Genomic DNA, 24,930 nt, shown 5'->3' on the forward strand with positions numbered 1-24,930 from the left:
GCCCAGCCCCCCCCCCCCCCCCGCCCCCCCCCCCCCGCCCCCCCCCCCCCCCCCCGCCCCCCCCCCCCCCCCCCCCCGCGACTCGGTGGACCGCAGCGGCTACTCGGCCTGGAATCCGCCGATCGAGGCGAAGTCGCCCTCGAGCGCGAACGGGTCCTTGACGCGCGAGCTGCGGTCGGAGGCCGCGACCAGCGCCGCGAACTCCCCCGCAGCGCGGTCGATGCGGTCGGGCAGAGCCTTGACCGTGTCGGCGCCGCTCCCCCAGTCGGCCGAGGCCGCGTAGACCGAAGTCGGAACGACGACGCCGTGGAGGTAGGTGAACATGGGTCGCATGGCGTATTCGAGGGCCAGGGAGTGGCGCTCGGTGCCGCCGGTCGCACCCAGCAGCACGGGCATCCCGTCGAGCGCGGTGGGGTCGATCACATCGAAGAACGACTTGAACAGCCCGCTGTAGCTCGTGGTGAAGATCGGGCTGACCGCGATGAGGCCGTCGGCCCCGGTCACGGTCTCGATCACGTCGGCCAGAGCGGGGCTCGGGAAGCCGGCCAGGAGGTTGTTCGTGACGTCGCGAGCGACGTCACGGAGCTCGACGACCGTCACGTCGGTCTCGATCCCCTGCTCGGTGAGCCGGCGCACCGTCGCTTCGGCGAGCCGGTCGGCCAGGAGCCTGGTCGACGACGGCTGGCTGAGGCCGCCGGAGACGACGGCGATCTTTCGTGCGGTCATCACTTCACCTCCGAGGCGACAGCGGCGGACTCCACGGATGCGGGCTCGACGGCTGCAGCCAGCTCGGCCGCGTCGCGCTCCGCCACCAGGGCGGCGTGGGTGGGCCCATCCGAAACCCCGGCGGGACGCAGCGCGTCGAACTCCTTGCGGAGCACGGGCACGACCTCGGAACCGAGGATGTCCAGCTGCTCGAGTACGGTCTTCAGCGGAAGGCCCGCGTGGTCCATCAGCCAGAGCTGGCGCTGGTAGTCGCCGACGTAGTCGCGGAAGCCGAGCGTGCGGTCGATGACCTCCTGCGGGCTCCCGACGGTGAGCGGGGTCTGCGACGTGAACTCCTCGAGCGACGGACCGTGTCCGTAGACCGGGGCATTGTCGAAGTACGGCCGGAACTCGCTGACGGCGTCCTGCGAGTTCTTCCGCATGAACACCTGACCGCCGAGGCCGACGATCGCCTGCGCGGCGGTGCCGTGACCGTAGTGCTCGAACCGCTGACGGTACAGCGCGATCATCTGCTGGGTGTGCGACGCCGGCCAGAAGATGTGGTTGGCGAAGAAGCCGTCGCCGTAGAACGCCGCCTGCTCCGCGATCTCGGGGCTCCGGATGCTGCCGTGCCAGACGAACGGAGGAACGTCGTCGAGGGGGCGCGGCGTGGACTGGAAGCCCTGCAGCGGTGTGCGGAATTTGCCCTCCCAGTCGACGAAGTCCTCACGCCACAGCTTGCGCAGGAGCGCGTACTTCTCGATCGCCAGCGGGATGCCCTGTCGGATGTCCTCGCCGAACCACGGGTACACCGGGCCGGTGTTCCCGCGCCCGAGCGTGAGGTCCATGCGGCCGCCCGACAGGTGCTGCAGCATCGAGTACTCCTCGGCGATGCGCACGGGGTCGTTGGTCGTGATGAGCGTCGTGGCGGTGGACAGGATGATGCGGTTGGTCTTGGCCGCGAGGTAGCTGTTGATCGCGACGGGGCTCGATGGGAAGAACGGCGGGTTGTGGTGCTCGCCCATTGCGAACACGTCCAGTCCGACCTCCTCGGCGTGCTGCGCGATGGTCAGGACATCCTGCAACCGCGACGCGTCGGTCGGGGTCTGACCGGTGGTGGGGTCGGTGGTGATGTCGCCGACGCTGAAGATACCGAACTGCATGTGACTGCTCCAATTCAATGCGTTTGCATGGATATCCGCTTCAACGGGGATCGGGTCCGGAGTATTCCCGGTTCGGGATCGGGCGTCTCGCCAGGGAGAACGCGGCCACGAGGGCGATGCCGAGCAGCGTTCCGAGCGTGTTGGCGATGAGGTCCCGCACGTCGCTCACCCTGGTCGGGATGAACAGCTGCGCGCCCTCGATCAGGCAGGTCGCCGCGACTCCGACGGCCAACGCGAGCCACCACCGCCGTAGACCGAAGAGCAGGGAGAACATCACGCCCATCGGGATGAACAACACGACATTCGCGGTGAACTCGACGCCGTCGTAGGTCAGCCAGGACAGCAGGGCGCTCCGCCGGAGCACGGCGAGCAGCTGACGCACGAACCCATCCGGTCCCGCATCCGCCGGCTGAGGGCCGAGAGTGAGCCAGCCGACGCACAGCACGTACACCAGCGTGAGGACGCTGAGAACGGGATGGCGGCGGGTCATCCCCTCATCGTGGCGCAACCTGGCCGCGAGTCGATAACAATGTCATATGACCTCCGGCTTCCGCATCCGCATGACCGGCCGCGCCATCGACGAATCGCATCGTGTCTCCAGTCCGTTGGAGCTGTTGTTCGACCTCACCTTCGTCGTCGCGATCGCCCAGGTTTCGGCCCAGCTCGCCCACCAGACCGAGGAAGGCCACGCGCTCGATGCGCTCGGCCCCTATCTGATGGTCTTCTTCGCGATCTGGTGGGCGTGGATGAACTTCACCTGGTTCGCGTCGGCCTACGACACCGACGACGTGCCGTACCGGCTGACGACCATGGTGCAGATGGGCGGCGTGCTCGTGCTGGCCGCCGGGGTGCCCTCCGCATTCGAGGATCAGAACTTCACGGCGATCGTCATCGGCTACCTGATCATGCGTGTCGGGTTGGTGAGCCAGTGGATCCGGGCGGCGATCGAGCATCCTGAGGGCCGGACGACCGCGATCCGGTATGCGGTCGGCATCTCGGTCGTGCAGGTCGGCTGGGTGAGCCGGCTGGCGCTCCCCGCCGAGTGGGGCGGGTGGACCTTCATCGTTCTCGCACTGCTCGACCTCTCCGTGCCCCTCTGGGCCGAACGAACGGGCATGACCACGTGGCACGCACACCACATCGCCGAGCGCTACGGCCTGTTCACGATCATCGTGCTCGGGGAGTCCGTCTCCGCAGCGACGATCGGTGTGCAAGGCGCGCTCGCGAACGACGGCTTCAGCGGCGAGCTGGTGGTCATCGCGGCGGCAGGGCTCGTGCTGCTCTTCGCGCTGTGGTGGCTCTACTTCCTCGAACCGGCGGCGGCGGGGCTCACCAAGCGGCGCAACCGCTCCTTCTACTGGGGATACGGCCACTATTTCGTGTTCGGCTCGCTCGCTGCGATCGGGGCCGGGCTCGAGGTGGCGGTGCAGCGCGGCACGGCGCACGCGGAGGTCACGGCGGCGGGGATCGGCTACTCCGTCGCGATCCCGGTCGCGTTGTTCCTGGTGCTGCTCTGGGTGCTGCACGCTCCGCTCGTGCCGGAGGTGGTCATCCAGCCGGTCAAGACCGTGATCGCAGTCGTCCTCGTGCTGCTGCTGCCGCTGGCGGCCGGGCTCATCGGGCTGGGCGGAGTGATCATCGGGATCGCGCTGGTCACGGCTGCGCTCGTGGCCGCAACGCTCATCGACCTGGCGGTGCGTGCATCCCGGGCGGCCGCCTGACCCCTGATCCTGTGTCAGCGCACGCCGGGGACGGCGAAACGCGGCAGCTCGGCGGTGCTGGATGCCGACCTCACGTGCCGCACGATCCCCCAGACCATGAGCCCCTGGCCCGCCAGATAGGTGAGCATGATCAGGAAGTCGACCTGCCAGAGCGCGAAACCGGGGAGGAAGCGGTCGAATCCGAGCAGCGAATCGGAGACGAGGAACGAGGCCGAGCCGATCGCGATCCAGCGGTTGCAGGCTGACCCGGAGACAGCGAGGGCGCCGAGCACCAGGCCGTAGACGGCGAGCGGGGCGAGCAGCGGGCCGGCGTGCGGCGCGAGGATGCCGATGAGGGCGACCCACCAGACCAGGTAAATCGCCGCCCACCATTGGGGACGTCGCCGGATGCGCATCCGCCGCCAGAAGAGCACCAGGTAGGCGAGGTGGCCGAGCAGGAAGAACGCGAGGCCGATCAGGAAGCCGATCCCGGCATCCATCAGCGAGAGGTCGCCGAGCCAGCCCGAGACGATGGCGAGCGATCCCAGCAGTGCGACCTCCCCACGCCGCCGCGGCAGAGCCCAGAGCAGGGCGAGCAGCAGGGCCGGCATCAGCAGCGGCTTGGTGATCGTGCTCACCGCCTCGGAGCCGAAGAAGAGGGCGAGCAGGTGCAGGATGCCGACGACGGTGTACGGCAGGAACGGGAGTGCCACAGGGAAGACTCTAGAGCCCGCTCACACGAAAACGGGCCGCCACCCGCAGGTGACGGCCCGTTCGCAAGAAGCTCGCGGTGTCAGGGAAGAGCTGCCGCGCAGGCTCCCGACGTTATCGACGCAGGCCGAGACGCTCGATGAGCGAGCGGTACCGGTTGATGTCGATGTCCGACAGGTAGCCGAGGAGGCGGCGACGCTGGCCGACCAGGAGGAGCAGGCCACGACGCGAGTGGTGGTCGTGCTTGTGCTCCTTGAGGTGCTCGGTGAGGTCCTTGATCCGCTTGGTCAGGATTGCAACCTGGACCTCGGGGGATCCGGTGTCACCGGGGTGGGTCGCGTACTCTTCGATGATCGCCTTCTTGACGTCTGCATCAAGTGCCATAGAGGGGATCCCCTTTCTCTCGTTGCGCGGTGCCCTGGGCCGTATGCCTGGGCTCTCTTTATCCGCGGCCGTTCAAACGGCAACCTGGAAAGCTTACCAGACCCGTCCCGGCCCCGGCCCCGCGCTCATGCGGCCTCGGGCTCCGGTTCGAGCAGCGCGAACGCGCCCCCGAACGGGTCGACGACGCTCACCCACCGGCCGACGCCCGGGGCGGACGCACGCTCGCCGCGAACCGCGCCGCCGAGTTCTGTGAGGCGCACGACGGCCGCGTCCAGATCGGCCACGTTCAGGTAGACGAGCCAGTGGGGAGGGATGTCGGCCGCGGGCTCGATCGCGCCGGCCACGCTGGTCTCCCCGACGTCGAAGAGAGAGTAGACGCCGTCGCCCATCGGCATCTGGCTGGTGCCGACGCCGAGGACGTTCTCGTAGAAGTCGAAGGAGTTCTCGCATCCCGCCTCGACGAGTTCGAGCCAGTCGACGGCGCCCGGCTCCTCGCGCAACCAGGGCGAGTCCTTCTCCTTCTGCCAGAGGCCGAAGACCGCGCCGAGCGGATCGGCGACGATGGCGAGCTGCACACCGGGTGCGAGCTCACCGGGCGGGAGGAGCACGTTTCCGCCCCCGGCGGTCGCTGCGGCGGTCGAGGCGGCGATGTCGTCGACCGCGAAGTAGGTGGTCCAGACCGAGCGGCCGTTCTCACCGAAGGAATCGGGCAGCGGGCCGATCGCGGTCACCGGGACACCCCGCATCATGGCGACGGAGTACCCGCCGGTCTCGGGTGATGCCGGCGGTACGTCCCACTCGAACAGCTGTCGGTAGAACGCTGCGGCGCCGGCCTGGTCCGTGCTCTGGAGGTCGACCCAGATCGGTGTGCCCTGCGGAAACGAGTCGGTGATCGGCATGGCCACACCATACGCCGGGGCCGCACGGCACGCGAGCGGAAAATCGGTCACGGAGCGGGCTGCGGATGAGCGGAGCGCGCGACCGCGCGCGCCAGCAATCGAAGACCGTCGGGCACGTCCTCCGGCGCGATGGCGCCGAACCCCAGGAGCAGTCCGCTCTGAGTCCGCGCCCCCGCGATGAACCGGCTGAGCGACTGCACCGCGACACCCGACGCTGCAGCGTCCGCGGAGACCCGGTCTGCGTCGAAGGGCTCCGTCGGGTCGATCGGCACCAGGCAGAGATGGAGGCCGGCGACCGACGGCACGATCCTCAGGCGGTCGCCGAGGAGCGCATCCACGTGCTCCACGATCTGCTGCTGACGGCCGCCGTACACCTTCGTGGCACTGCGCACGTGCCGGGCGAACCCGCCCGTGTCGACGAAACGGGCCATGGCCGACTGGGTGACGCCGTCGTTGTGCCAATCGGTCAGCCGTTTCGCGGCGCGCAATGCGGGCATCAGCGAGGGCGGCGAGACGAGGAAGCCGAGCCGGAGCGTCGGCAGCATCGTCTTCGAGAAGGTGCCGACGTAGACGACACGTCCCTCGCGATCGAGGCTCTGCAGCGGATCGAGCGGACGGTCGGCGAACCGGAACTCGCTGTCGTAGTCGTCTTCGATGATCACCGCGTCGTGGGCCGAAGCCCAGGCGAGCAGGGCCGCACGGCGCTCCAGCGACAGAACGCTGCCGAGCGGGAACTGGTGCGACGGGGTCGTGTAGATCAGCGCCGCGCGAGACGGCAGCGCATCGACCCGGATGCCCTGCTCGTCCACCGGCACCGGGACGATCCGGGCGCCCATCGACTCGAAGAGCTGGCGAACGGGCGGGTACCCCGGGTCTTCGACGGCCACGACGTCGCCGGGCTCGAGGAGCACGCGCCCGATCAGGTCGAACGCCTGCTGCGCGCCGCTGGTGATCAGGATGTCGTCGGCCACCGCATCCACCGACCGCGCGACCCCGAGATGCCTGGCCAGTGCCCGGCGCAGGTGCTCGAGGCCCGCCGGGTCCTGGTAGTAGTGACCCGAACGCCGGATGCCGCCCCGCAGTTCGGCGGCGACCAGCCGCCGCCACTGCTCGAGCGGGAACAGACCGGGATCGGGCGAGCCGACGCTGAAGTCGTAGGCGATGGGAACGGGCTCCGCCCAGAGCGGATCGTGGAGCTCGCGCCAGCGCGCGGTGGGTCTGGCCGCTGTGCGCGCGTCCCGGACGCTGCTCGTGCGACCGGCGCGACCGGCGCCGGAGGCGGGAGGCGCGACGACGAACGTGCCGGAGCCGACCCTCGATGCGAGATAGCCCTCGGCGGTCAGCCGCTCGTAGGCGACGGTGACCGTGGTGCGCGAGACCGACAGCTGGGCGGCGAGGTCGCGCGTCGCCGGCAGGCGTTCGCCGTGTCGCAGGCGTCCGTCCCGGATGGCGTCGCGCAGCTGGCGGTAGATGCGGTCGGCGCGGTCGCCGCGGCCTTCGATCTGTACGTGGACGTCCACTCGCGCCTCCCGGAATGGTCTGGTGAGAACCGTGCGAATTGGATCTTACAACCGTCCAATGACACTTCTACGCTCGAAGACATGACAGAACGAATCGACATCGCCTCCCTGGCTCCCGAAGGCTACCGAAAGGTCATCAACCTCGACGGCTACATCGGCCGGCAGATCGAGGAGCCGCTCGGCAACTTCATCAAGCTCCGCGCATCCCAGCTCAACGGATGCACCTTCTGCGTCGACATGCACTCGGTCGACCTGCAGGCGTCGGGCGTCCCGCTGCGCAAGACCTTCTCCGTGATCACCTGGCGCGAGTCGGAGTGGTTCACGCCCCGCGAGCGCGTGGCGCTCGAACTGACGGAGGCCGTCACGCTGATCCAGGGCGGCGTCTCCGACGACCTCTACGCCCGCGCCCTCGCCGAGTTCGGCGAAGCCGGTCTCGCCGACCTCATCCTGGCGATCGGCCTCATCAACATCTGGAACCGCATCGCGATCCCCACCCACCTGCGTCCACCGGCGCTCTGACACACAGAGAGAATGCTCCCCCAGCAACGCTGGAGGAGCATTCTCCTGTTCGGGCCTCGGAACCGGATCAGCTCACGCCGAGGAGATCGATCACGAAGATGAGGGTCTTGCCCGACAGGGGGTGCCCGCCACCGGCGGGACCGTAGGCGAGCGCGGGCGGGACGGTCAGCTTGCGACGGCCGCCGACCTTCATGCCGGGGATGCCCTCCTGCCAGCCCTTGATGAGGTTGTTCAGCGGGAAGTTGATGGACTGCCCACGGCTCCACGACGAGTCGAACTCTTCGCCGGTCTCGTACTCCACGCCGAGGTAGTGCACGTCGACCTTGGAGCCTGCGGTCGCCGCGTCGCCGGATCCCTCGACGATGTCGACGATCTCGAGCTGCTCGGGGGCGGGCCCCTCGGGCGCGTCGACTTCGGGCTTCTGGTTGGTGTTTTCTGACATGGGATCCATCCAACCGGGTCTCGGGTGACGCGTCAAAGGGCGTTCGCTGAGCGCGTGACCCGCCGGGCTGTCCGAAATTCGCTCTTGCGCTCCTCGGAGAAGCGCGGCACCCTGGAGGTAGATCAACAGATCAACTCGTCGTCCGGGAGAGTCGCAGGCATCGCCGCACCACCGGACGATGAGTCTGTTAACGGCCGTTCTCCGGGGATTGAGTTCCCCGCGTCCGTCGCTCATACTCGATACCTAGTAACAGTAGGTTTTGTCGCGCGGCTCCGTGAGGGCCGCAACCGACTCGACGATGAGGAGTGCCGTGTCCCCCGAAGTCACCACCACAGCGGGCCGCGTCCGCGGACTGCAGCGCGACGGATCGATCGCCTTCCTCGGCATCCCTTTCGCCGAACCTCCCGTCGGCGAGTTGCGGTTCGCCGCCCCGGTGCCGCATGCGCCCTGGACCGGCACACTCGACGCGACCGCGTACGGCGCCACGGCACAGCGCGAGACGCTCGCAGAGATCACGCTCATCCCCGAGCCGTCGATCCCCGGCGACTCGACCCTCAACGTCAACGTGTTCACCCCCTCCCTCCCCGATGCCGGCGATCCGGATGCACTGCTCCCGGTGCTCGTGTACATCCACGGCGGTGGGTTCGTCGCGGGCTCCCCCGCAAGCCCTTGGTATGACGGCGCCGCTTTCAACCGCGACGGGATCGTCACCGTGTCGCTCTCCTACCGGCTGGGCTTCGACGGATTCGGCTGGATCGAGGATGCGCCCCACAACCGCGGCGTGCGCGACTGGGTGCTCGGGCTCGAATGGGTGCGCGACAACATCGCCGCGTTCGGCGGCGACCCGGCGCGGGTGACCGTCGCCGGGCAGTCGGCGGGAGGCGGCGCCGTGCTCTCCCTGCTCGCGGTGCCTGCCGCCGCATCCCTCTTCCACCGGGCGATCAGCCTGTCGGGGGCCACGAGCGACCTGCCGCTCGATGAGGCGGAGAAGCTCGGCCGCGAGCTCGCTGCCCTCGGCGGCGTGGCGCCCACCCGTTCCGGTCTCGGCTCGCTCGACGAGCGGACCGTTCTCGAGCTGCAGGGGCGGGTCGCATCTCCCACCGTCGAGGCCGACCAGTCCGGCGAGTCCGGCGATCCGCTGGCTCCTCTCGTCCGGTTCGCCACGGGCGGTCTCTCCTGGGGCCCCGTCGTCGACGGCGAGGTGCTGCCCGAGTCCGTCTCGGCCGCTCTGTCCCGAGGAGTGGGGGCCGACAAGGAGCTCGTGCTCGGCGCCACCGACAACGAATTCGTCATGGCCCTCGCCCCGCAGGCCGAGGCGCTCTCCGCGGTTCCGGCGGCGGCGATCCTTTCGGCGTTCGGCCTGCCGGAGGCGACGGTCGCCGCGTACATCGACGCGCATCCGTCGCGCGGCACCGCCGACCTGATCGGGCAATACGTGACCGACCGGATGTTCCGGGTCACGGCCATCACGCTCGCCGCAGAGCGCGCACGCAGCGGCGCGCCGACCTGGCTGTACCGCTTCGCGTGGCCGTCGCCGACCATCGGCAACTCCTGCCACTGCCTCGACGTCCCATTCTTCTTCGACTGCCTGGCCGCCGAGCGCGTGGCGTACCTCGCCGGACCGAACCCGCCGCAGGAGCTCGCCGACGAGGTGCACGGTTCCGCGGTGGCGTTCGTCAGCACCGGCGACCCGGGCTGGACTCCGTTCGACGAGGCCACCCGGAGCACGCGGGTGTTCGACGTCCCGACGCACACCGAGACCGACGGCTACACCGACGTGGCCGCGCTCCTCCCGGTCGCGCGCACGTCGGCCTGACCGCGCTCGGGGCCTCAGCCGAAGACTTTGCCGGGGTTGAGGATGCCGAGCGGGTCGAAGACCGACTTGAGCTTGACTTGGAGGTCGTAGGAGTCGGGGCCGAGCTCGTCGGCCAGCCAGCGGCGCTTGAGCACGCCGACGCCGTGCTCGCCGGTCAGGGTGCCGCCGAGTTCGATGGCCGTGCGGAAGAGGTCGTTGGCCGCATCCCAGACCTCGGGAGGAACCTCCGTGCCCGCGTACACGAAGTTCGGGTGCAGGTTGCCGTCGCCGGCGTGAGCGACGGTGGGGATCGGGATGCCGTAGCGCTCGCTGATGCGCTCGATCGCCGCGAACATCTCGGGCATCCTCGAACGGGGCACCGACACATCCTCGATCAGCACTTCACCGGTCGCTTCGAGCGCGGGGTGGAATGCCCGCCGGATCGCCAGTAACCGCTCGCCCTCCTCGGCGTCGGCGGAGACGCGGACGGTCCCGCCTGACTCGCGGACGAGCTCCGCGGCGGCAGCGGCGTCCGTCGCCGAGTTGAGGCCGTCGAACTGGACGAGCAGGTAGCTCCCGCCCCCGGTGGCGCCGAATGCGGCGGCGATGGTCTGCTCGCCGAGGTAGGCGGCGATGCGCTCCAGCGATGGGCCGTCGAGCAGCTCCATGACGGCCGGGCGGAGGCGGGATGCTGTGACGCGCGCCGCCGCTGCCGCCGCGGTCCGCACATCCGGGAACGGGGCGCCGATCGTCGTCGCCGAGCCGGGTGGGACGGGGAGGACGCGCACGGTCGCGCCGACGATGACGCCGAGCGTCCCTTCCGAGCCGACGAACAACGCGGTCAGATCGAACCCGGTGACGCCCTTCACGGTGCGGTGGCCGGTCCTGATCAGGCGGCCGTCGGCGAGCACGACGTCCAGCGCGAGGACCGCCTCCCGGGTCACGCCGTATTTCGCGCAGAGCAGCCCACCGGCGTTGGTCGCGATGTTGCCGCCGACCGTCGAGATGGCCTTGCTGGCGGGATCCGGCGCGAACCAGAGGCCGAACGGCTCGAGGGCGGCGTTGAGGTCGGCGTTGATGACGCCGGGCTCGACGACCGCGAGCTCGTCTTCGACCGAGATCTCGAGGATGCGGTTCATGCCTGCGACGCTGATCACGATCGCCCCGTCGGTGCCGTTCGCTCCCCCGGCGAGGCCGGTCCCCGCTCCGCGCGGGACCACCGGCACCCGGAACTCGCTGGCGGCCTGCACAGCGGCCTGCACGTGCGCGACGGTCGTTGCCTTCACCACGGCCAGAGGGCGGCCCTCGGCGACCCAACCCGACTTGTCGGTGCGGGCGGCCTCAAGATCGGCCTCGTCGACACTGAGAACTCCGGCGGCGACCGCCTCTTCGCCGAGGGCGGCCGCTAGCCAGTCGAGAACGTCCATGTCGTTCACCTTACGGATGTCCGGGGCGTCCGGCCGAATCGGCGGCGCATCCCGTCGCGCGTCGCCCGTCTGCACCGCGGGTGATGTCCGAATTCCGCTAACGAATGTCGGTGCGCAGTGTCAGGCTTGTTGCATGGCCCCAGAAACCGACAAGCTCGCCGACCCGGTCTTCGCCGAACGCTACCGTGCCATGAGTGCGCGCGACGCTCGCTTCGACGGCCAGTTCATCACCGGCGTGCACTCGACCGGCATCTACTGCCGCCCCAGCTGCCCCGCCGTCTCCCCCAAACCCACCAACGTCACCTTCTACCTCACCGCGGCCGCCGCCCACGAGGCCGGGCTGCGCGCCTGCAAACGCTGCCTCCCGGATGCGGTTCCCGGCTCCCCCGAGTGGAACGTGCGCGACGACCTCGCCGCTCGGGCGATGCGCCTCATCGCCGACGGCACCGTGGAGCGCGAGGGCGTGCCCGGACTCGCACACCGGCTCGGCTACACGCCGCGCCACCTCGGCCGCGTGCTCGTCGCCGAGCTCGGGGCCGGCCCGCTCGCCCTCGCCAGGGCCCACCGGGCTCAGACCGCCCGCCTCCTCCTCGCCGGCACGGAGCTGTCGATCACGGATGTCGCATTCGCGGCCGGCTTCACCAGCGTGCGCCAGTTCAACGAGACCATGGCCGACATCTACCGCACGACACCGGGCGACATCCGTGCGGCTGCCAAGGGGCGGCCTGCGGTGCGCTCGCATCCCGGCGCGTCGCGTGCCGCATCCCTCACCCTGCGTCTGCCCGCGCGGGCGCCGTTCGACGGAGCCGCCGTCCTCGGCTTCCTCGCTGCGCGCGCCGTCACCGGGGTCGAGGTCGGCGGAGACGGCGCATACGCTCGCGCACTCGCGCTGCCGAACGGTCCGGCGGTGGTGAGTCTGAGCCTGGGCGGCACGGATGCGTCACCGCACGTCGTCTGCGAGGCCACCCTCTCCGACGTCGCCGACCTCGCGCCGCTGGTGGCGCGCATCCGCCGGCTCCTCGATCTGGATGCGGATGCGCAGGCCATCGATGAGGCACTCGCCTCCGATCCCGCCCTCGCGCCGAGCGTCGCCGCGGCGCCGGGCCGTCGTGTTCCCGGTGCCGTCGACGCCGAGGAGATCCTGTTCCGGGCCCTGATCGGGCAGCAGGTCTCGGTGCCAGCAGCCCGAACGGCGCTCGCCCGGCTGACGGATGCGCTGGGCGAGCCGGTCGACCTCGGCGGCTTCACGAGGCTCTTCCCGACCGCGAGACAGATCGCCGAGCACGGGCGCGAGGTCCTCCGCGGTCCGGCGAAGCGCATCGACGCGATCGTCGACACCGCGCGGGCCCTGGCGACCGGCGAACTCGTGATCGACGTCGGCGAGTCGCGGGAAGAACTGGAGGCGCGGCTCCTCGCACTCCCCGGGATCGGACCGTGGACCGCAGGCTATGTCGCGATGCGGGTGCTCGGCAGTCCCGACATCCTGCTCACGAGCGACCTCGTCATCCGCCAGGGCGCAGCGAAGCTGGGGCTGCCGAGCGAAGCCCGCGGCCTCGCCGAGTACGGCGCGCGATGGGCGCCGTGGCGCAGCTACGCCGGAATGCATCTCTGGCGGTCATCGCAGGCGTAGGATTTCTGACGGACGAATCCGTGGGACCGGTGAGGAGGGATGACGACGTGCCCTCCATCACCGTAGTCATCCCGGCCCTGAACGATGCCGAGATGCTGGCGCGCTGCCTCGACGATCTCGCCGCCCAGCTCCGCCCCGCCGACGAGATCGTCGTCGTCGACAACGGCAGCACCGACGAGACCGCGGCCGTCGCGCGGGCGGGCGGCGCCCGGGTCATCGGCGAACCCACCCGCGGCATCTGGCCGGCGACCTCGGCCGGCTACGACGCCGCGAGCGGTGAGATCATCGCGCGTCTCGACGCCGACTCGCGGCCGCCGGTCGACTGGCTGCTGCACATCGAGGCGGAGTTCGTGGACTCCCCCGACATCAGCGTGCTCACCGGGCCGGGCATCTTCTACGACGGCAACACGCTCATCGCGGGGCTCGGTCAGACCCTCTACATCGGCGGCTACTTCTGGTCGATGGAGCTCTGGCTCGGGCATCCCCCGATCTTCGGCTCGAACTTCGCCATGCGCCGCGAGGTCTGGGACCGGATGCGCGGGCGCGTGCACCGCGGACTGCGCGCGATCCACGACGACCTCGACCTCGCCATCCACCTCGACCCCGACCAGCTCGTGCGCTACGACGAACGCCTCACGGTCGGGATCTCGGCACGGCCGTTCTCCACCTGGCGCGGGTTCGGACGCCGGCTCGGCTGGGCGTACACCACGCTCCGGATGCACCTGCCGGAGGAGTCCCCCTGGCGTCGGCGTGCTGCACGCCGCCGCTGGGAAGAGGAGCACGCGCAGGAGCTCCCCGGCGCCGTCGCCTGAGGGGCCGCCCGCGATTCAGGTGACGCGGCAGTACGTGGTGAGGTATCCGATCCCCCCGATGGACACCGTCACGGTGGAATGGTCGCGCAGGAACACCGGGGGCGTGCGGGAGTAGCCGGCACCACCGGGGCTGCCCGTGGAGATGAGAGTGCCCGGCTGCACCGTCGCCGAGCGGGAGAGGAACTCGATGATCTCGGCCACGGACCGCACCATGTCCGCCGTCGAGGCATCCTGGAGGATCGTGCCGTCGACGTTCGTCGTGAGCCACAGATCCTGAGGGTCGCTGATCTCGTCGGCCGTGACCACGACGGGGCCGTTCGGCGTGAAGCCGTCGAACGACTTGCAGCGCGACCACTGCGCCTCCGAGAACTGCAGGTCGCGGGCGGTGATGTCGTTCACGACGGTGTAGCCCCAGACGTGGTCGAGGGCGTCTCGCACCTGCACGTCCCGGGCCGGCTTGCCGATGATCACCCCGAGCTCGGCCTCGTAGTCGACCTGGGTGGTGAGATCCTCCGGCCAGGTCGTGGTCCCCTCGTGGCCGGCGAGCGAGTTGGGCCAGAGCGAGAAGACGGTCGCCGCCTTCTCGCTGCGCAGCTTGAGCTCGGATGCGTGTGCCGCATAGTTGGCGCCGATCGCGATCACCTGCGGGGGACGCAGCACCGCGGATGCGTGACGCAGCCCGCGCACCGGCGTCAGGGAGGTGTGCTGGGCGATCGCGTTGTCGACCACGGCACGCACGTGCGCGAGACCGTCGTCGCCCCGCTCGATGAGCTCCTGGAGATCGCGCGGCGCCCCGTCCATCACCTCGTCGAGAAAGAGGGCGCCGTCGCCGATGATCGCTGCCAGACGCGGCGTCGGGTCTGTTGTGGAACTGAGGTGCGAGAATCTCACCGGTCAAGGCTATCTTCCACGGTCGACTGTTCGAGCATCGCGACGCGCCCACCGTGCCTGCAAAGGTCGTGAGTGTCGGCTAGCGTTGTCCTGTGTCCATCGGTGAAAGGCGGCCCGGAGTCGCCGGAGGCGACGACGAAGCCGCACGTCTCGATGCCGGGCTTCCCGACATCGACTGGTCCGTCGCGCCTGTCGGCGCACGGTTCTGGCGGTTCCCCGCGCCCAGCGGCGAGCTCGCGGTCGTCGAGCTCGGCGACCCGTCCGACCCCCGGGTGGTGCTCATCCCCGGTGTCACGGGCTCGAAAGAGGACTTCTACCTGCTCGCGCCCATCCTCGTCGCCGGCGGGTATTTCGTGCAGAGCTTCGACCTCGCCGGGCAGTACGAATCGGCCGATGCCGGGCCCGTTCCCGGCGGTCACTACACCTACGAACTCCTGGTCGGGGACGTGCTGGCGTTTCTGCGTTCCGCCGAACCGGCTCACGTGCTCGGCTACTCGTTCGCGGGGGTGCTCTCCGAGCTGGCGCTGGCCGAGCATCCTGAGCTGTTCCGCAGCCTCACCCTGCTGACGACGCCGCCGGAGCCGGGCCAGGCATTCCGCGGTGTGCGCATCATCGGCTGGCTCAGCTGGTTCCTGAACGGCCACCAGGGCGCGGGTCTCATGATCTGGGGCATCGTCACGAACAAGAACAAGGTGCCCGCGAGCCGTCTCGCCTTCGTGCAGTCGCGGTTCTCGCTGACCCGCCGATCCAGTGTCGACGACATCGTCGGTCTGATGAAGCGGGTTCCGGATGTGCGCGAGCGCGTCGCACAGAGCGCGGTGCCCGTGCTGGTGGCCACCGGCACCCACGACCTGTGGCCGACGCACTTGCACGCCGCGAACGCCCAGGCCCTCCGCGCCACCCTCGCCGTCTACACGACGGGCCACAGCCCGTGCGAGACAGCGCCGCACCAGCTCGCCCGCGACATGCTCGCCCTCTTCCGCCGGGCCGAGCGCGCCGATCAGCGCCGCTGAGGAGACCGCGGGCCATCCGCGCCCGGCCGTCAGGGCTCGGGGATCATCGCCACCGCGTCGATCTCGACGAGAGCGCCCGGTCGCGCCGGCGTGACGGCGAGGACCGTGACGGCGGTGCGACGGCCACCCCAGACCGACTGGGTCGCGGCGTAGCCGTCGGTGGGGTCGATTCCCGCGGCGAGATAGATCGTCAGTTTGGCGACGTGCTCGGGGCCGCTCCCGGCCTCGGCGAGCACGGCGAGGAGGTTGCGCAGTGCCTGCTCCGTCTGGGGTCCGAGTCCGTCGAGCAGCGCGCCGGAACTGTCCGTTCCGTTCTGCCCGCCGACGTAGAGCGTCGGCCCAGCGGGAAGGATCATGCCCTGAGCGAAGGCGGGGCTCTGATACAGCTGCGGCGGGTCGACCGGTGTGGGCTGACTGGTCATGGTGGTATCCCTTCGGTCGGATATCCCCCGAGTATCGCGCCGGCCCCCGACACTGCACCACCCTCCGCGCTCGCGTCCCGTCGAACAGGCGGCACGCTCGCCGGTCACTCGGTGAGGTCGTTCGCCTTCACGATGGGGACGGCGCTGGTGATCACCTCGATGCCGCTGAGGCGGGCGGGCGACAGGAGCTTGGTGACCTCCTCGCGGCTCATCAGCTTGGCGTCGACGACCATGTCGGCCACGTTCGCTCCGGTGAGCAGCGCCGTCTTTGCGAGGGCCGCCGCCGCCGAGTAGCCGATGTGCGGCATGAGTGCCGTGATCACCCCGACCGACGAGCCGACCATGGCGCCGAGGCGCTCCTCGTTGGCGGTGATCCCGTCGACGCAGTTGACGCGGAGGGTGTGGAAGGCCTGGGTCATCCAGGTGACGCTCTGCAGCAGGGAGTGGGCGATGACGGGTTCGAAGGCGTTCAGTTGGAGCTGACCGCCCTCCGCGGCCATCGTCACGGTGACGTCGGCACCGGCGACCGAGAAGGCGACCTGATTGACGACCTCCGGGATCACCGGGTTCACCTTGCCGGGCATGATGCTGGAGCCCGCCTGGCGCGGCGGCAGGTTGATCTCGCCGAAGCCCGCCTGCGGACCGCTCGAGAGCAGACGCAGGTCGTTGCAGATTTTGGAGAGCTTGATCGCACTGCGCTTGAGCGACCCGGAGAACGACATGAACGCGCCGGCGTCGCTGGTCGACTCGATGAGGTCGGGAGCGGTCTCGAGGTTGAGCCCGGTGATCGCGTTCAGATGGCGCACGGCGGCAGCGGCGTATCCGGGGTCGGCGGTGATCCCCGTTCCGATGGCGGTTGCGCCCAGGTTGATCTCGGCGAGCAGCCACTTCGTCTCCGTGAGGCGGGCGTGGTCTTCGGTGAGTGTTGTCGCGAACCCGTGGAACTCCTGGCCGAGCGTCATGGGCACCGCATCCTGGAGCTGCGTGCGGCCGACCTTGAGAACGTGACGGAACTCCTCGCCCTTCGCCGCGAACGAGTCGCGCAGCAGCGCGAGCTGGTCGAGCAGGTGCGAGAGCGCGAAGGTCAGGGCGATCTTGATCGCCGTGGGGTAGGTGTCGTTCGTGCTCTGGCTGCGGTTGACGTCGTCGATCGGGCTGATGAACTGGTAGTCGCCCTTGTCGTGGCCGTCCAGTTCGAGGGCGACGTTGGCGATGACCTCGTTCGCGTTCATGTTGGTCGAGGTTCCGGCACCCCCCTGCATCACGCCGACCACGAACTGGTCGTGATACGAGCCGTCGATGATGAGCTGGCAGGCGCGGTCGATGAGTTCGGCCTTGTGCGCATCCAGAACCCCGATCTCGAGGTTGGCGCGGGCGGCCGCCTGCTTCACGCAGGCGAGGGCGACGATGAGGTCGGGATAGACGGAGATCGGCCGCTTGGCGATCTGGAAGTTCTCGAGTGCCCTCGAGGTGTGGACCCCCCAATATGCGTGGGCGGGAATGTCTCGCGTTCCGAGCGAGTCGCTCTCGGTTCTGACCGGCCCGCCGTCGGGTGTGGGCGCGGGAACGTCCGAAACGTTCTCGCTGGCATCCACGACCGGAATCGGGCGGGTCTTGGGTTCTTCCATCGTCGAGCTCGGGGAAATCACGGTGGCTCCATTGCCTCTCGTTGTGCGTTGGCAGACTGCTGTCGTCGACGGTTCGTGGCCATCGACACCTCTAGGCTACCGCGCTCCCCTGGCAGTGGCGGGAGCATTCCGGGTCAGCCGAGTCTGCGGAGGAGACCGCGCGCGAACCTGTCCTTCGCCTCGGTGTACGGCGGATAGATGAGCTTCAGGGTGTCGGGTTTCAGCGACTTGGTCAGCACCGCCTTCTCGTGGCTGAACGTGCGCAGCGAATTCTCGCCGTGATAGGCGCCGCTGCCGCTGTCGCCGACGCCGCCGAACGGCAGGCCTCCGACGGCCAGATGGGCGGCCGGAACGCCGAAGCCGACCGCTCCCGAGCTGGTCTCCGTGAGGATGCGCTTGCGCACCCTGGTGCTCTCGCTGAAGACGTAGAGAGCGAGCGGCTTGTCGCCGGAGGTGATCACCGAGATGGCGTCGTCGAGCCCCGACACGGTCACGATCGGCAGGATAGGACCGAAGATCTCCTCACGCATCAGGGGCGCGTCGCGGGGCACATCCGCGAGCACGGTCGGGGCAACGTAGCGGGACGCCGGGTCGGTGGATGCGCCGGTGACGACGGTGCCCGCATCCAGCATCCCGGCGAGGCGCTCGAAATGCGGCTCGTTGACGATGCGGCCGTAGTCGGGGCTCGTGGAGGGGTCCTCGCCGTAGAGCGCGCGCACGGCACGCTCCAGAGCGGGGGCGAGCCGGTCGGCAACGGCCGCCGTCGCGAGGATGTAGTCCGGGGCCACACAGGTCTGGCCGGCATTCAGGAACTTGCCCCAGGCGATCCTCTGTGCTGCGGCGTCGATGTCGACCGTGTCGTCGATGTACACCGGCGACTTGCCGCCGAGCTCCAGGGTGACCGGGGTGAGGTTGCGAGCGGCGGCGGCCGCGACGATGCGCCCGACCCGTCCGTTGCCCGTATAGAAGATGTGGTCGAACCGTTGCTCCAGCAGCTCGGTCGTCTCCTCGACGCCGCCCTCGACGACCGCGACAGCACGCGGGTCCAGATACTCGGGGACCAGGCGGGCCATCACGGCCGACGTCGCCGGAGCGAGCTCGCTGGGCTTTAGGACGACGGCATTGCCCGCTGCAATGGCGCCGACGACAGGCGCGAGCAGCAGCTGCACCGGGTAGTTCCAAGGAGCGATCACGAGGACGACGCCGAGTGGTTCCCTGACGATGGAGGCGCGGGCAGGCAGCAGTGCGCCCGGCACCGCGACACGACGCGGGCGCAGCCACCGCCGCAGATGCCTCACGACATGGTCGATCTCGCCGACGACGAACCCGATCTCGGCGATCTGCGACTCGGTCGGGTTCTTCGCGAGGTCGGCGAGCAGGGCATCCTCGAACTCGGCGGAGCGCTCGGTGAGCATGCGGCGCAGGGACGCCAGCTGGGCGAGCCGCCACGACAACGGCTTGGTGATGCCCGATACGGAGGTGTGGCGGAGAGCTTCGACGGTCTGAGCCAGGGTCATCCCGCAATCCTAGGGCCGAGCCACGGCTCGGTATTCCAAATCCTTGATCGCGTGTCCGAGGCGTTCGCCGCGGCGTTCGAACCGGGTGACCGGGCGGTCCTCCGGCCGCGCGACGAAGCCGCCGGGGCCGGCGGCGTTCACGAGGCCCTCGCACGCATCCAGCACCCCGATCATGTGCGCGGCGTAGTCCTCCCAGTCGGTGGCCAGTCGCAGCACACCGGCCGGCTTGAGCACTCGCGCGAGCAGCTCGGCGAAGGCCGGCTGTACAAGCCGTCGCCGGTGGTGGCGGGATTTGGGCCACGGGTCGGGGAAGAAGATCAGCACCTCGTCGATGCTCGCCGCGGGGAGGTCGTCTTCGAGCACCTCGACCGCGTCGTGACGGATCACACGCAGATTCGTGAGGCCCCGGATGTTCGCCTCGTTGAGCGTGCGGCCGACCCCGGCGCCGTGCACTTCGACTCCGACGAAGTCGCGTTCCGGATGCAGGGCCGCGAGCGCGAGCAGGTTCTCTCCGTCGCCGAATCCGATCTCGACGACACGCTCCGCGTGACGACCGAACAGCTCGTCGAGAGCGAGCGGCCCCTTCCCGTGGTCGATCCCGTAGACCGGCCAGAGCTCGTCGAGGGCGCGTTGCTGGGCCTCGGTCTTGCGTCCACGGGTGACGAAACTGCGCGGGCGGGTCGGATTCTCCACCCGACCAGTCTCCCAGTTCCGGCGGGGACAAAAGATCGACGCCCTCCGGGAAGCCGTCCGGAGGGCGTCGAAAGGGTGGGGCCTACAGGAACGCGAACGGCAGGAACGCGAGTCCGATGCCGGCGCCGACGATGGCTGCCAGGGCGATGAACACGGCGCCCGCCAGCATCACAGCGTTGAGCACGATGCCCCAGACGGCCATGGTCTTGCTCGCCGGCTCCTGCTTGAGGGCCAGGATGCCGAGCACGAGTCCGGCGATCGGCGCGATGAAGGTCCAGCTGAAGACGATGGAGGCGAGTCCGAGCACGAGGCTGGTGATGCTGAGCGTTTTGCTCTCGGGCTGCGGGGTGGCGGTGGGTGCCGCATAGGCGGCATACGGTGCCTGGTGGTCTGCGACGTTTGTCATGGTGACGGGTCTCCTCGGTTGTTTTGGTACTCCCAAGTCAACCGGCGGGCCGTTCGGACCACCATCGGGATATCCCCCGATTCCTCTCAGGGGAACCCCCGAATCCTCAGTGGGGCAACACCGCCTCGATCGGTCCGCGGGCGAAGTAGACCAGGAATCCGGCGGCCACGATCCACAGCAGCGGGCTGATCTCGCGCGCCTTCCCTGCCAGTGAGCGGATGATCACCCAGCTGATGAAGCCGACGCCGATGCCGTTCGCGATCGAGTAGGTCAGCGGCATGACGATGATCGTGAGGAACACGGGCAGCACACTGGAGAACTCGCTGAAGTCGATGTGACGGATCTGCACCACCATCAGAGAGCCGACGACGACCAGGGCGGCGGCCGCCACCTCGAGCGGCACCACCTGGGTCAGCGGGGTGAAGAACATCGCGAGCAGGAAGAGCACACCGGTGATGACGCTCGCGAAGCCGGTCTTGGCGCCCTCACCGATGCCGGAGGCGGACTCGACGAACACCGTGTTCGACGACGAGGACGTCGCACCGCCGACGACAGCCCCGACGCCCTCGACGATCAGCGCGGACTGCAGGCGCGGGAAAGTGCCGTCGTCGGCCGCCAGTCCGGCCGAACGCGCGAGCCCGGTCATCGAGCCCATCGCGTCGAAGAAGTTGGTGAAGACCAGCGTGAAGATGAGCATCACCGCGGCGAGCGCACCGATCCGGCCGAACGAGCCGAAGAGGTCCACCTGACCGACCAGGCTGAGATCCGGGAGGGAGACGAGCGACGTCGGGAGCTGCGGCACGGTGAGGTTCCAGCCGGCCGGGTTCTTGCCCCCCAGCGAGGGACCGACGTGGACGATCGCCTCGACGATGATCGCAACGACGGTGGCAGCGACGATCCCGATCAGCAGCGCGCCCTTGACCTTGCGCGCCATCAGAACTCCCATGATCACCAAGGCGAGCAGGAAGATCAGGGTCGGCACCGTGGCGATGGAGCCGGCCTCGCCGAGCTGCACCGGCGGTGACGCGAGGTTCGTCGACCGGACGAAGCCGCTGTCGACGAACCCGATGAACGCGATGAAGAGGCCGATTCCGACAGTGATCGCCGTCTTCAGCTGCGCGGGCACGGCATTGAAGATCAGGCGGCGCAGTCCGGTCGCGGCGAGGAGCACGATGATGAGTCCGTTGATCACGACCAGACCCATCGCCTCCGGCCAGGTGAGCACCTGCACCACGCTGACGGCGAGGAATGAGTTGATGCCGAGGCCGGCCGCGAACGCGAAGGGCAGACGAGCGATCAGCCCGAAGAGCACCGTCATGAAACCGGCGCTGAGCGCGGTCACCGCGGCGACCTGGGTCCCCTGCAGGGAGTGCCCCGCCACATCCGGTGTGCCGCCCAGGATGAGGGGGTTGAGGATGACGATGTACGCCATCGTCACGAACGTCAGTACCCCACCGCGAACCTCGGTCGCCCAGGTCGTGCCGCGTTTGGTGATCTCGAAGAAGCCGTCGAGCCGCCCCTTGAGGGTCGGCGCGGGCGAGGCGGGTCTGGCCGGTGCGGAAATGATGGTCTCCCGTAGTATCTCGTAGGGGCTGTCACGCGGATCGCGTCCGGACAAGCCTAGAGCCCATCTCGACACGAAGGACATCGATGGCACTGCCCTGGAAACTGCACGGTGACGGCAAGAACGTGGGGGCGTCGGAGATCGTCCTGCCCGGCGAACGGCTCACCTGGCCGAGAACGATCGGTCTCGGAGCTCAGCACGTGGTCGCCATGTTCGGCGCGACGTTCCTCGTGCCGGTGCTCACGCACTTCCCGCCGAGCACCACGCTGCTGTTCTCCGGAATCGGCACGATCCTGTTCCTGCTGATCACCGGCAACAAGCTGCCGAGCTACCTCGGGTCGTCGTTCGCGTTCATCGCGCCCATCACGGCGGCGACGGCGAGCAACGGGATGGGCAGCGCCCTCTTCGGGATCGTGGCGGTCGGCGTGCTGCTCGCCATCGTCGGCGGAATCGTGATCCTCACGGGCACGGGCTGGATCGACGCGCTCATGCCGCCGGTCGTGGCCGGTGCGATCGTCGCGCTGATCGGCTTCAACCTGGCGCCCGCGGCCCGCGACAACTTCGTCAAAGCGCCCTGGACGGCCCTCGTGACCCTGCTCGCGGTCATCCTGTGCACCGTGCTGTTCAAGGGCATGCTCGGGCGTCTGTCGATCTTCGTCGGCGTCGCGGTCGGCTATGTGTTCGCCGTGTTCGCCGGCCAGGTCGACTTCTCGGCCGTCGCAGAGGCCGACTGGATCGGTCTCCCTCAGTTCACCCTCGCCGCGAACCCGTTCCAGTTCCCCGCCCAGACCTTCGGCATCCTGCCCGCCTTCCTGCCCGTGGTGCTCGTGCTGGTCGCCGAGAACGTCGGACACATCCGGGGCGTGGCACAACTCACCGACCCGTCGGTCAACAAGCTCACCGGCCGCGCTCTCTTCGCCGACGGCCTGGCGACCACGATCGCCGGCCTCTTCGGTGGCTCGGGAACGACGACGTACGGCGAGAACATCGGCGTGATGGCCGCGACGAAGGTGTACTCCACCGCCGCGTACTGGGTGGCGGGCATCGTCGCCGTGCTGCTCGGGCTCTCCCCCAAGGTCGGTGCCGTGATCAACACGATCCCCGCGGGCGTGCTCGGCGGTGTGACGACGGCTCTCTACGGACTCATCGGCATCATCGGCGTCAAGATCTGGATGGACAACAAAGTCGACTTCTCCAAGCCGGTGAACCAGTTCACGGCGGCAACGGCGCTCATCGTCGGAATCGCGGACTTCACGCTCAACATCGGCCAGCTCACCTTCAACGGCATCGCCCTCGGCACCATCGCAGCGATCGTCGTGTACCACCTCATGCGTACGGTCGCGCGCCTCCGCGGCACCGACTGACGAGGCGGATGCGCGTCAGCTCGGCGAGGTGCGCCCGGTCGGGTGCTGCGGCACGCGCGCGGTGTTCTGACGACCGGTCCGGTAGCGTCCCGGGGTCGTGCCGAGGATCGCGGTGAACGCGGTGATGAAGCTGCTGGGGTTCGCCCATCCGCAGGCGTAGGCGGTCTGGGTGGTGTCGCATCCATCGGCGAGGAAGATGAGCGCGTGGTAGATGCGCAGCTGGGTGCGCCACTCGTAGAAGGTCATGCCGAGTTCGGTGCGGAACAGGCGGCTGAGCGTGCGGCTGCTGGCTCCGATCCTGCGTCCGAGTTCGGCCAGTGGGGTGTTGTCCGCAGGGTCTTCGTGCAGCATCCGGGCGATGGCTTGCAGTCGGTCATCGTGCGGTTCGGGCAGGTGCAGGGGTTGTTCCTGCGCTTCGCGGAGCTCGTCGACGAGCACGCGTAGGAGCCGGGCGTGGGCGGGGCGACTGTCGTCGGGCCCGGCCTGGTCGTCGTTGCGGGGGCCGGTCAGGGCGAGCAGGGCTTCGCGGGCGAGTCCGGAGGCCAGGAACACCGTGGGACGACCGGGTAGGAGCCCGGCAAGGTCCGGCGCGAGGAAGACGATGCGCATGTCGGTGTCGCCGTGGGCTCGGTGGTAGTGGGTGAAACCCGCGGGGATCCACGCGACGCGGTTGGCGGGGACGATCGACGTGCCGCCCTCGGTGTGCGCGGCCAGAACGCCGCTCGCGGCGTAGACCAGGTGTCCACGGCTGTGAGACTGCAGACTGCTCGTTCCCCCGGACGGCCAGAGGTGCCGCCCACCGGACGCCCACAGGTGTGAGGTCACGCTGGTCTGGGGAGATTGGCGGCGAGCGGGCATCGATTGGCATTCTATCGGTCGCCAGCCAGGACCGGTCACGGTCACACTGATTTTCGCGAACGGTCTTCGATCAGAACGAGATCGAGATCTCGAATGGAAAGGAAGCAAGAAACATGGCGACATTCGTCCTCGTGCCCGGTGCGTGGCACGGCGGCTGGGCCTTCGAGTCTGTGGTACCCCTGCTGGAGCGCGCCGGCCACACCGTCCACGCCCTGACCCTCACCGGTCTCCGGCCCAACGACGACGCAGCGACGGTCGCGGCCGCCAACCTCGACACCCACGCAGACGACGTCCTGGGGCTCCTCGATCGCGCTCGCATCAGCAGCGCGACTCTGGTCGGCCACAGCTACGCCGGAATGGTGATCGCGGCTGCCGCCGACCGTGCAGAGGGCAGGGTCTCACGACTGGTTCACCTCGACGCCTACGTCCCGCGGGACGGCGAGTCGTGCTGGTCGTCGACGTCCGAGCAGTACCGGCAGGACTTCGTCGCCGGCGCCGCGGCCACCGGCTACGCCGTCGAACCCCCGTTCCGTGCGCCGAACGGCGGCGATCCCCGACGCCGCCCGCATCCCTTCGCCTCGCTCTCGCAGAAGATCCGGCTCACCGGCGCGCACGCGGAGGTCCCCCGCCGTGAGTTCGTCTACTGCTCCGGATGGGAGGACCGCACGCCGTTCGCCGAGCTCCGCGCCCGACTCGACGCCGATCCCGAGTGGCAGGTCCACGACCTCCCCACCGGCCACAACGCCATGCGAGAGGCACCCGAGGCCGTCGCCGCCCTGCTGCTCGACGTGTAAGGCGGGCAGGAGAATTCGGGCGACACGTACAACGGGGTCGCGTGGACGCCTTTGTCCGCGCGGCCCCGTTGTG

Annotated in this window: 25 protein-coding genes; 8 read left to right on the plus strand and 17 right to left on the minus strand. The window is 69.2% G+C overall.

All coding sequences use genetic code 11. From position 1 onward, the window contains the following. Positions 1 to 99: 99 nt before the first annotated feature. From ACFVV0_RS06895 to ACFVV0_RS06905, 3 genes are read right to left on the minus strand one after another with little or no spacing between them, the layout of a single operon-like run. Complete coding sequence (locus tag ACFVV0_RS06895) at positions 100 to 726, minus strand: FMN reductase (protein WP_387060195.1); 627 nt, start codon at positions 724 to 726, stop codon at positions 100 to 102. After that, positions 726 to 1,868, minus strand: a complete 1,143-nt coding sequence (locus ACFVV0_RS06900) for an LLM class flavin-dependent oxidoreductase (protein WP_387060197.1) — start codon at positions 1,866 to 1,868, stop codon at positions 726 to 728. Before ACFVV0_RS06900 ends, ACFVV0_RS06895 begins: the two co-directional genes overlap by 1 nt. A gap of 40 nt (positions 1,869 to 1,908) precedes the next feature. Further along, on the minus strand, positions 1,909 to 2,358 hold the full coding sequence (locus ACFVV0_RS06905) for a VanZ family protein (RefSeq protein WP_387060200.1): 450 nt from the start codon (positions 2,356 to 2,358) through the stop codon (positions 1,909 to 1,911). 46 nt (positions 2,359 to 2,404) lie between these two features. Here ACFVV0_RS06905 and ACFVV0_RS06910 point away from each other — a divergent pair, with 46 nt between their 5' ends. After that, positions 2,405 to 3,589, plus strand: coding sequence for a low temperature requirement protein A (locus tag ACFVV0_RS06910; protein WP_387060202.1), 1,185 nt, complete (start codon positions 2,405 to 2,407; stop codon positions 3,587 to 3,589). A gap of 14 nt (positions 3,590 to 3,603) precedes the next feature. On the opposite strand, the gene ACFVV0_RS06915 is transcribed toward ACFVV0_RS06910, so the two are convergent. The 4 genes from ACFVV0_RS06915 to ACFVV0_RS06930 all read right to left on the minus strand — a co-directional run bounded on the left by ACFVV0_RS06915 (position 3,604) and on the right by ACFVV0_RS06930 (position 7,082). Further along, the gene (locus tag ACFVV0_RS06915; RefSeq protein WP_387060204.1) at positions 3,604 to 4,281 is read right to left on the minus strand and encodes a lysoplasmalogenase; all 678 of its coding nucleotides are present in this window, start codon (positions 4,279 to 4,281) and stop codon (positions 3,604 to 3,606) included. Positions 4,282 to 4,393: 112 nt separating this feature from the next. Then, a complete protein-coding gene (rpsO, locus tag ACFVV0_RS06920; RefSeq protein ID WP_387060207.1) occupies positions 4,394 to 4,663 on the minus strand; it encodes a 30S ribosomal protein S15 in 270 nt (89 codons plus the stop codon). Positions 4,664 to 4,788: 125 nt separating this feature from the next. Next, positions 4,789 to 5,562, minus strand: coding sequence for a VOC family protein (locus ACFVV0_RS06925; protein ID WP_387060209.1), 774 nt, complete (start codon positions 5,560 to 5,562; stop codon positions 4,789 to 4,791). Positions 5,563 to 5,609: 47 nt separating this feature from the next. Then, positions 5,610 to 7,082 carry a PLP-dependent aminotransferase family protein gene (locus tag ACFVV0_RS06930; RefSeq protein WP_387060211.1) on the minus strand — a complete coding sequence of 491 codons (1,473 nt, stop codon included), beginning with the start codon at positions 7,080 to 7,082 and terminating at the stop codon, positions 5,610 to 5,612. 81 nt (positions 7,083 to 7,163) lie between these two features. On the opposite strand from ACFVV0_RS06930, the gene ACFVV0_RS06935 reads away from it, so the two are divergent. Next, positions 7,164 to 7,601: a carboxymuconolactone decarboxylase family protein gene (locus ACFVV0_RS06935; RefSeq protein WP_387060214.1), complete on the plus strand. Its 438-nt coding sequence runs from the start codon at positions 7,164 to 7,166 to the stop codon at positions 7,599 to 7,601. Between the two features lie 67 nt (positions 7,602 to 7,668). Here the strand turns inward: ACFVV0_RS06935 and ACFVV0_RS06940 are convergent, their stop codons facing one another. Beyond that, the gene (locus tag ACFVV0_RS06940; RefSeq protein WP_387060216.1) at positions 7,669 to 8,043 is read right to left on the minus strand and encodes an FKBP-type peptidyl-prolyl cis-trans isomerase; all 375 of its coding nucleotides are present in this window, start codon (positions 8,041 to 8,043) and stop codon (positions 7,669 to 7,671) included. A 310-nt stretch (positions 8,044 to 8,353) separates the two neighbouring features. Here ACFVV0_RS06940 and ACFVV0_RS06945 point away from each other — a divergent pair, with 310 nt between their 5' ends. Further along, on the plus strand, positions 8,354 to 9,859 hold the full coding sequence (locus ACFVV0_RS06945) for a carboxylesterase/lipase family protein (RefSeq protein ID WP_387060219.1): 1,506 nt from the start codon (positions 8,354 to 8,356) through the stop codon (positions 9,857 to 9,859). Positions 9,860 to 9,873: 14 nt separating this feature from the next. Here the strand turns inward: ACFVV0_RS06945 and ACFVV0_RS06950 are convergent, their stop codons facing one another. Beyond that, entirely contained in the window at positions 9,874 to 11,265 is a 1,392-nt protein-coding gene (locus tag ACFVV0_RS06950; RefSeq protein WP_387060222.1) for an FAD-binding oxidoreductase, read from the minus strand. Positions 11,266 to 11,398: 133 nt separating this feature from the next. Here ACFVV0_RS06950 and ACFVV0_RS06955 point away from each other — a divergent pair, with 133 nt between their 5' ends. Together ACFVV0_RS06955 and ACFVV0_RS06960 are read left to right on the plus strand one after the other, a co-directional pair. Continuing rightward, positions 11,399 to 12,895, plus strand: coding sequence for an AlkA N-terminal domain-containing protein (locus ACFVV0_RS06955; RefSeq protein WP_387060225.1), 1,497 nt, complete (start codon positions 11,399 to 11,401; stop codon positions 12,893 to 12,895). 47 nt (positions 12,896 to 12,942) lie between these two features. Then, a complete protein-coding gene (locus tag ACFVV0_RS06960; RefSeq protein ID WP_387060228.1) occupies positions 12,943 to 13,707 on the plus strand; it encodes a glycosyltransferase family 2 protein in 765 nt (254 codons plus the stop codon). A 15-nt stretch (positions 13,708 to 13,722) separates the two neighbouring features. Here ACFVV0_RS06960 and ACFVV0_RS06965 read toward each other — a convergent pair whose 3' ends face one another. Next, the gene (locus ACFVV0_RS06965; protein ID WP_387060231.1) at positions 13,723 to 14,598 is read right to left on the minus strand and encodes a fumarylacetoacetate hydrolase family protein; all 876 of its coding nucleotides are present in this window, start codon (positions 14,596 to 14,598) and stop codon (positions 13,723 to 13,725) included. Between the two features lie 92 nt (positions 14,599 to 14,690). Between ACFVV0_RS06965 and ACFVV0_RS06970 the strand changes: the two genes are divergently transcribed. After that, positions 14,691 to 15,611, plus strand: coding sequence for an alpha/beta fold hydrolase (locus ACFVV0_RS06970; protein ID WP_387060233.1), 921 nt, complete (start codon positions 14,691 to 14,693; stop codon positions 15,609 to 15,611). A 29-nt stretch (positions 15,612 to 15,640) separates the two neighbouring features. Here ACFVV0_RS06970 and ACFVV0_RS06975 read toward each other — a convergent pair whose 3' ends face one another. The 6 genes from ACFVV0_RS06975 to ACFVV0_RS07000 form a co-directional block, all read right to left on the minus strand. Continuing rightward, positions 15,641 to 16,033, minus strand: coding sequence for a RidA family protein (locus ACFVV0_RS06975; RefSeq protein ID WP_387060236.1), 393 nt, complete (start codon positions 16,031 to 16,033; stop codon positions 15,641 to 15,643). A gap of 104 nt (positions 16,034 to 16,137) precedes the next feature. Then, positions 16,138 to 17,661 carry an aspartate ammonia-lyase gene (locus tag ACFVV0_RS06980; protein WP_387060238.1) on the minus strand — a complete coding sequence of 508 codons (1,524 nt, stop codon included), beginning with the start codon at positions 17,659 to 17,661 and terminating at the stop codon, positions 16,138 to 16,140. A gap of 134 nt (positions 17,662 to 17,795) precedes the next feature. Next, positions 17,796 to 19,178 (minus strand): aldehyde dehydrogenase family protein, encoded by a 1,383-nt coding sequence (locus tag ACFVV0_RS06985; RefSeq protein WP_387060240.1) that lies wholly within the window; start codon positions 19,176 to 19,178, stop codon positions 17,796 to 17,798. Positions 19,179 to 19,187: 9 nt separating this feature from the next. Continuing rightward, complete coding sequence (trmB, locus tag ACFVV0_RS06990; protein ID WP_387060243.1) at positions 19,188 to 19,871, minus strand: tRNA (guanosine(46)-N7)-methyltransferase TrmB; 684 nt, start codon at positions 19,869 to 19,871, stop codon at positions 19,188 to 19,190. 82 nt (positions 19,872 to 19,953) lie between these two features. Then, the gene (locus ACFVV0_RS06995; protein ID WP_387060246.1) at positions 19,954 to 20,277 is read right to left on the minus strand and encodes a DUF4190 domain-containing protein; all 324 of its coding nucleotides are present in this window, start codon (positions 20,275 to 20,277) and stop codon (positions 19,954 to 19,956) included. 106 nt (positions 20,278 to 20,383) lie between these two features. Continuing rightward, on the minus strand, positions 20,384 to 21,844 hold the full coding sequence (locus ACFVV0_RS07000) for an NCS2 family permease (RefSeq protein ID WP_387061751.1): 1,461 nt from the start codon (positions 21,842 to 21,844) through the stop codon (positions 20,384 to 20,386). A gap of 83 nt (positions 21,845 to 21,927) precedes the next feature. Here ACFVV0_RS07000 and ACFVV0_RS07005 point away from each other — a divergent pair, with 83 nt between their 5' ends. Further along, positions 21,928 to 23,205: a uracil-xanthine permease family protein gene (locus ACFVV0_RS07005; protein ID WP_387060249.1), complete on the plus strand. Its 1,278-nt coding sequence runs from the start codon at positions 21,928 to 21,930 to the stop codon at positions 23,203 to 23,205. A gap of 15 nt (positions 23,206 to 23,220) precedes the next feature. Here ACFVV0_RS07005 and ACFVV0_RS07010 read toward each other — a convergent pair whose 3' ends face one another. Then, positions 23,221 to 24,030 (minus strand): AraC family transcriptional regulator, encoded by an 810-nt coding sequence (locus tag ACFVV0_RS07010; RefSeq protein WP_387060252.1) that lies wholly within the window; start codon positions 24,028 to 24,030, stop codon positions 23,221 to 23,223. A 146-nt stretch (positions 24,031 to 24,176) separates the two neighbouring features. Here ACFVV0_RS07010 and ACFVV0_RS07015 point away from each other — a divergent pair, with 146 nt between their 5' ends. After that, entirely contained in the window at positions 24,177 to 24,857 is a 681-nt protein-coding gene (locus tag ACFVV0_RS07015) for an alpha/beta fold hydrolase (RefSeq protein WP_387060254.1), read from the plus strand. The last annotated feature ends 73 nt before the right edge of the window (positions 24,858 to 24,930 follow it).

Source organism: Leifsonia sp. NPDC058230, assembly GCF_042882245.1.
Classification (GTDB): Bacteria; Actinomycetota; Actinomycetes; order Actinomycetales; family Microbacteriaceae; genus Leifsonia.

Bases quoted from the DNA above. Each gene is read 5' to 3' on its own strand.
- rpsO (WP_387060207.1), bottom strand. From the start codon at position 4,663: ATGGCACTTGATGCAGACGTCAAGAAGGCGATCATCGAAGAGTACGCG.
- ACFVV0_RS06955 (WP_387060225.1), top strand. From the start codon at position 11,399: ATGGCCCCAGAAACCGACAAGCTCGCCGACCCGGTCTTCGCCGAACGC.
- ACFVV0_RS06925 (WP_387060209.1), bottom strand. From the start codon at position 5,562: ATGCCGATCACCGACTCGTTTCCGCAGGGCACACCGATCTGGGTCGAC.
- ACFVV0_RS07005 (WP_387060249.1), top strand. From the start codon at position 21,928: ATGGCACTGCCCTGGAAACTGCACGGTGACGGCAAGAACGTGGGGGCG.
- ACFVV0_RS06905 (WP_387060200.1), bottom strand. From the start codon at position 2,358: ATGACCCGCCGCCATCCCGTTCTCAGCGTCCTCACGCTGGTGTACGTG.
- ACFVV0_RS06995 (WP_387060246.1), bottom strand. From the start codon at position 20,277: ATGACAAACGTCGCAGACCACCAGGCACCGTATGCCGCCTATGCGGCA.
- ACFVV0_RS06935 (WP_387060214.1), top strand. From the start codon at position 7,164: ATGACAGAACGAATCGACATCGCCTCCCTGGCTCCCGAAGGCTACCGA.
- ACFVV0_RS06985 (WP_387060240.1), bottom strand. From the start codon at position 19,178: ATGACCCTGGCTCAGACCGTCGAAGCTCTCCGCCACACCTCCGTATCG.
- ACFVV0_RS06950 (WP_387060222.1), bottom strand. From the start codon at position 11,265: ATGGACGTTCTCGACTGGCTAGCGGCCGCCCTCGGCGAAGAGGCGGTC.
- ACFVV0_RS06975 (WP_387060236.1), bottom strand. From the start codon at position 16,033: ATGACCAGTCAGCCCACACCGGTCGACCCGCCGCAGCTGTATCAGAGC.
- ACFVV0_RS06900 (WP_387060197.1), bottom strand. From the start codon at position 1,868: ATGCAGTTCGGTATCTTCAGCGTCGGCGACATCACCACCGACCCCACC.
- ACFVV0_RS07015 (WP_387060254.1), top strand. From the start codon at position 24,177: ATGGCGACATTCGTCCTCGTGCCCGGTGCGTGGCACGGCGGCTGGGCC.
- ACFVV0_RS06980 (WP_387060238.1), bottom strand. From the start codon at position 17,661: ATGGAAGAACCCAAGACCCGCCCGATTCCGGTCGTGGATGCCAGCGAG.
- ACFVV0_RS06910 (WP_387060202.1), top strand. From the start codon at position 2,405: ATGACCTCCGGCTTCCGCATCCGCATGACCGGCCGCGCCATCGACGAA.
- ACFVV0_RS06940 (WP_387060216.1), bottom strand. From the start codon at position 8,043: ATGTCAGAAAACACCAACCAGAAGCCCGAAGTCGACGCGCCCGAGGGG.
- ACFVV0_RS06895 (WP_387060195.1), bottom strand. From the start codon at position 726: ATGACCGCACGAAAGATCGCCGTCGTCTCCGGCGGCCTCAGCCAGCCG.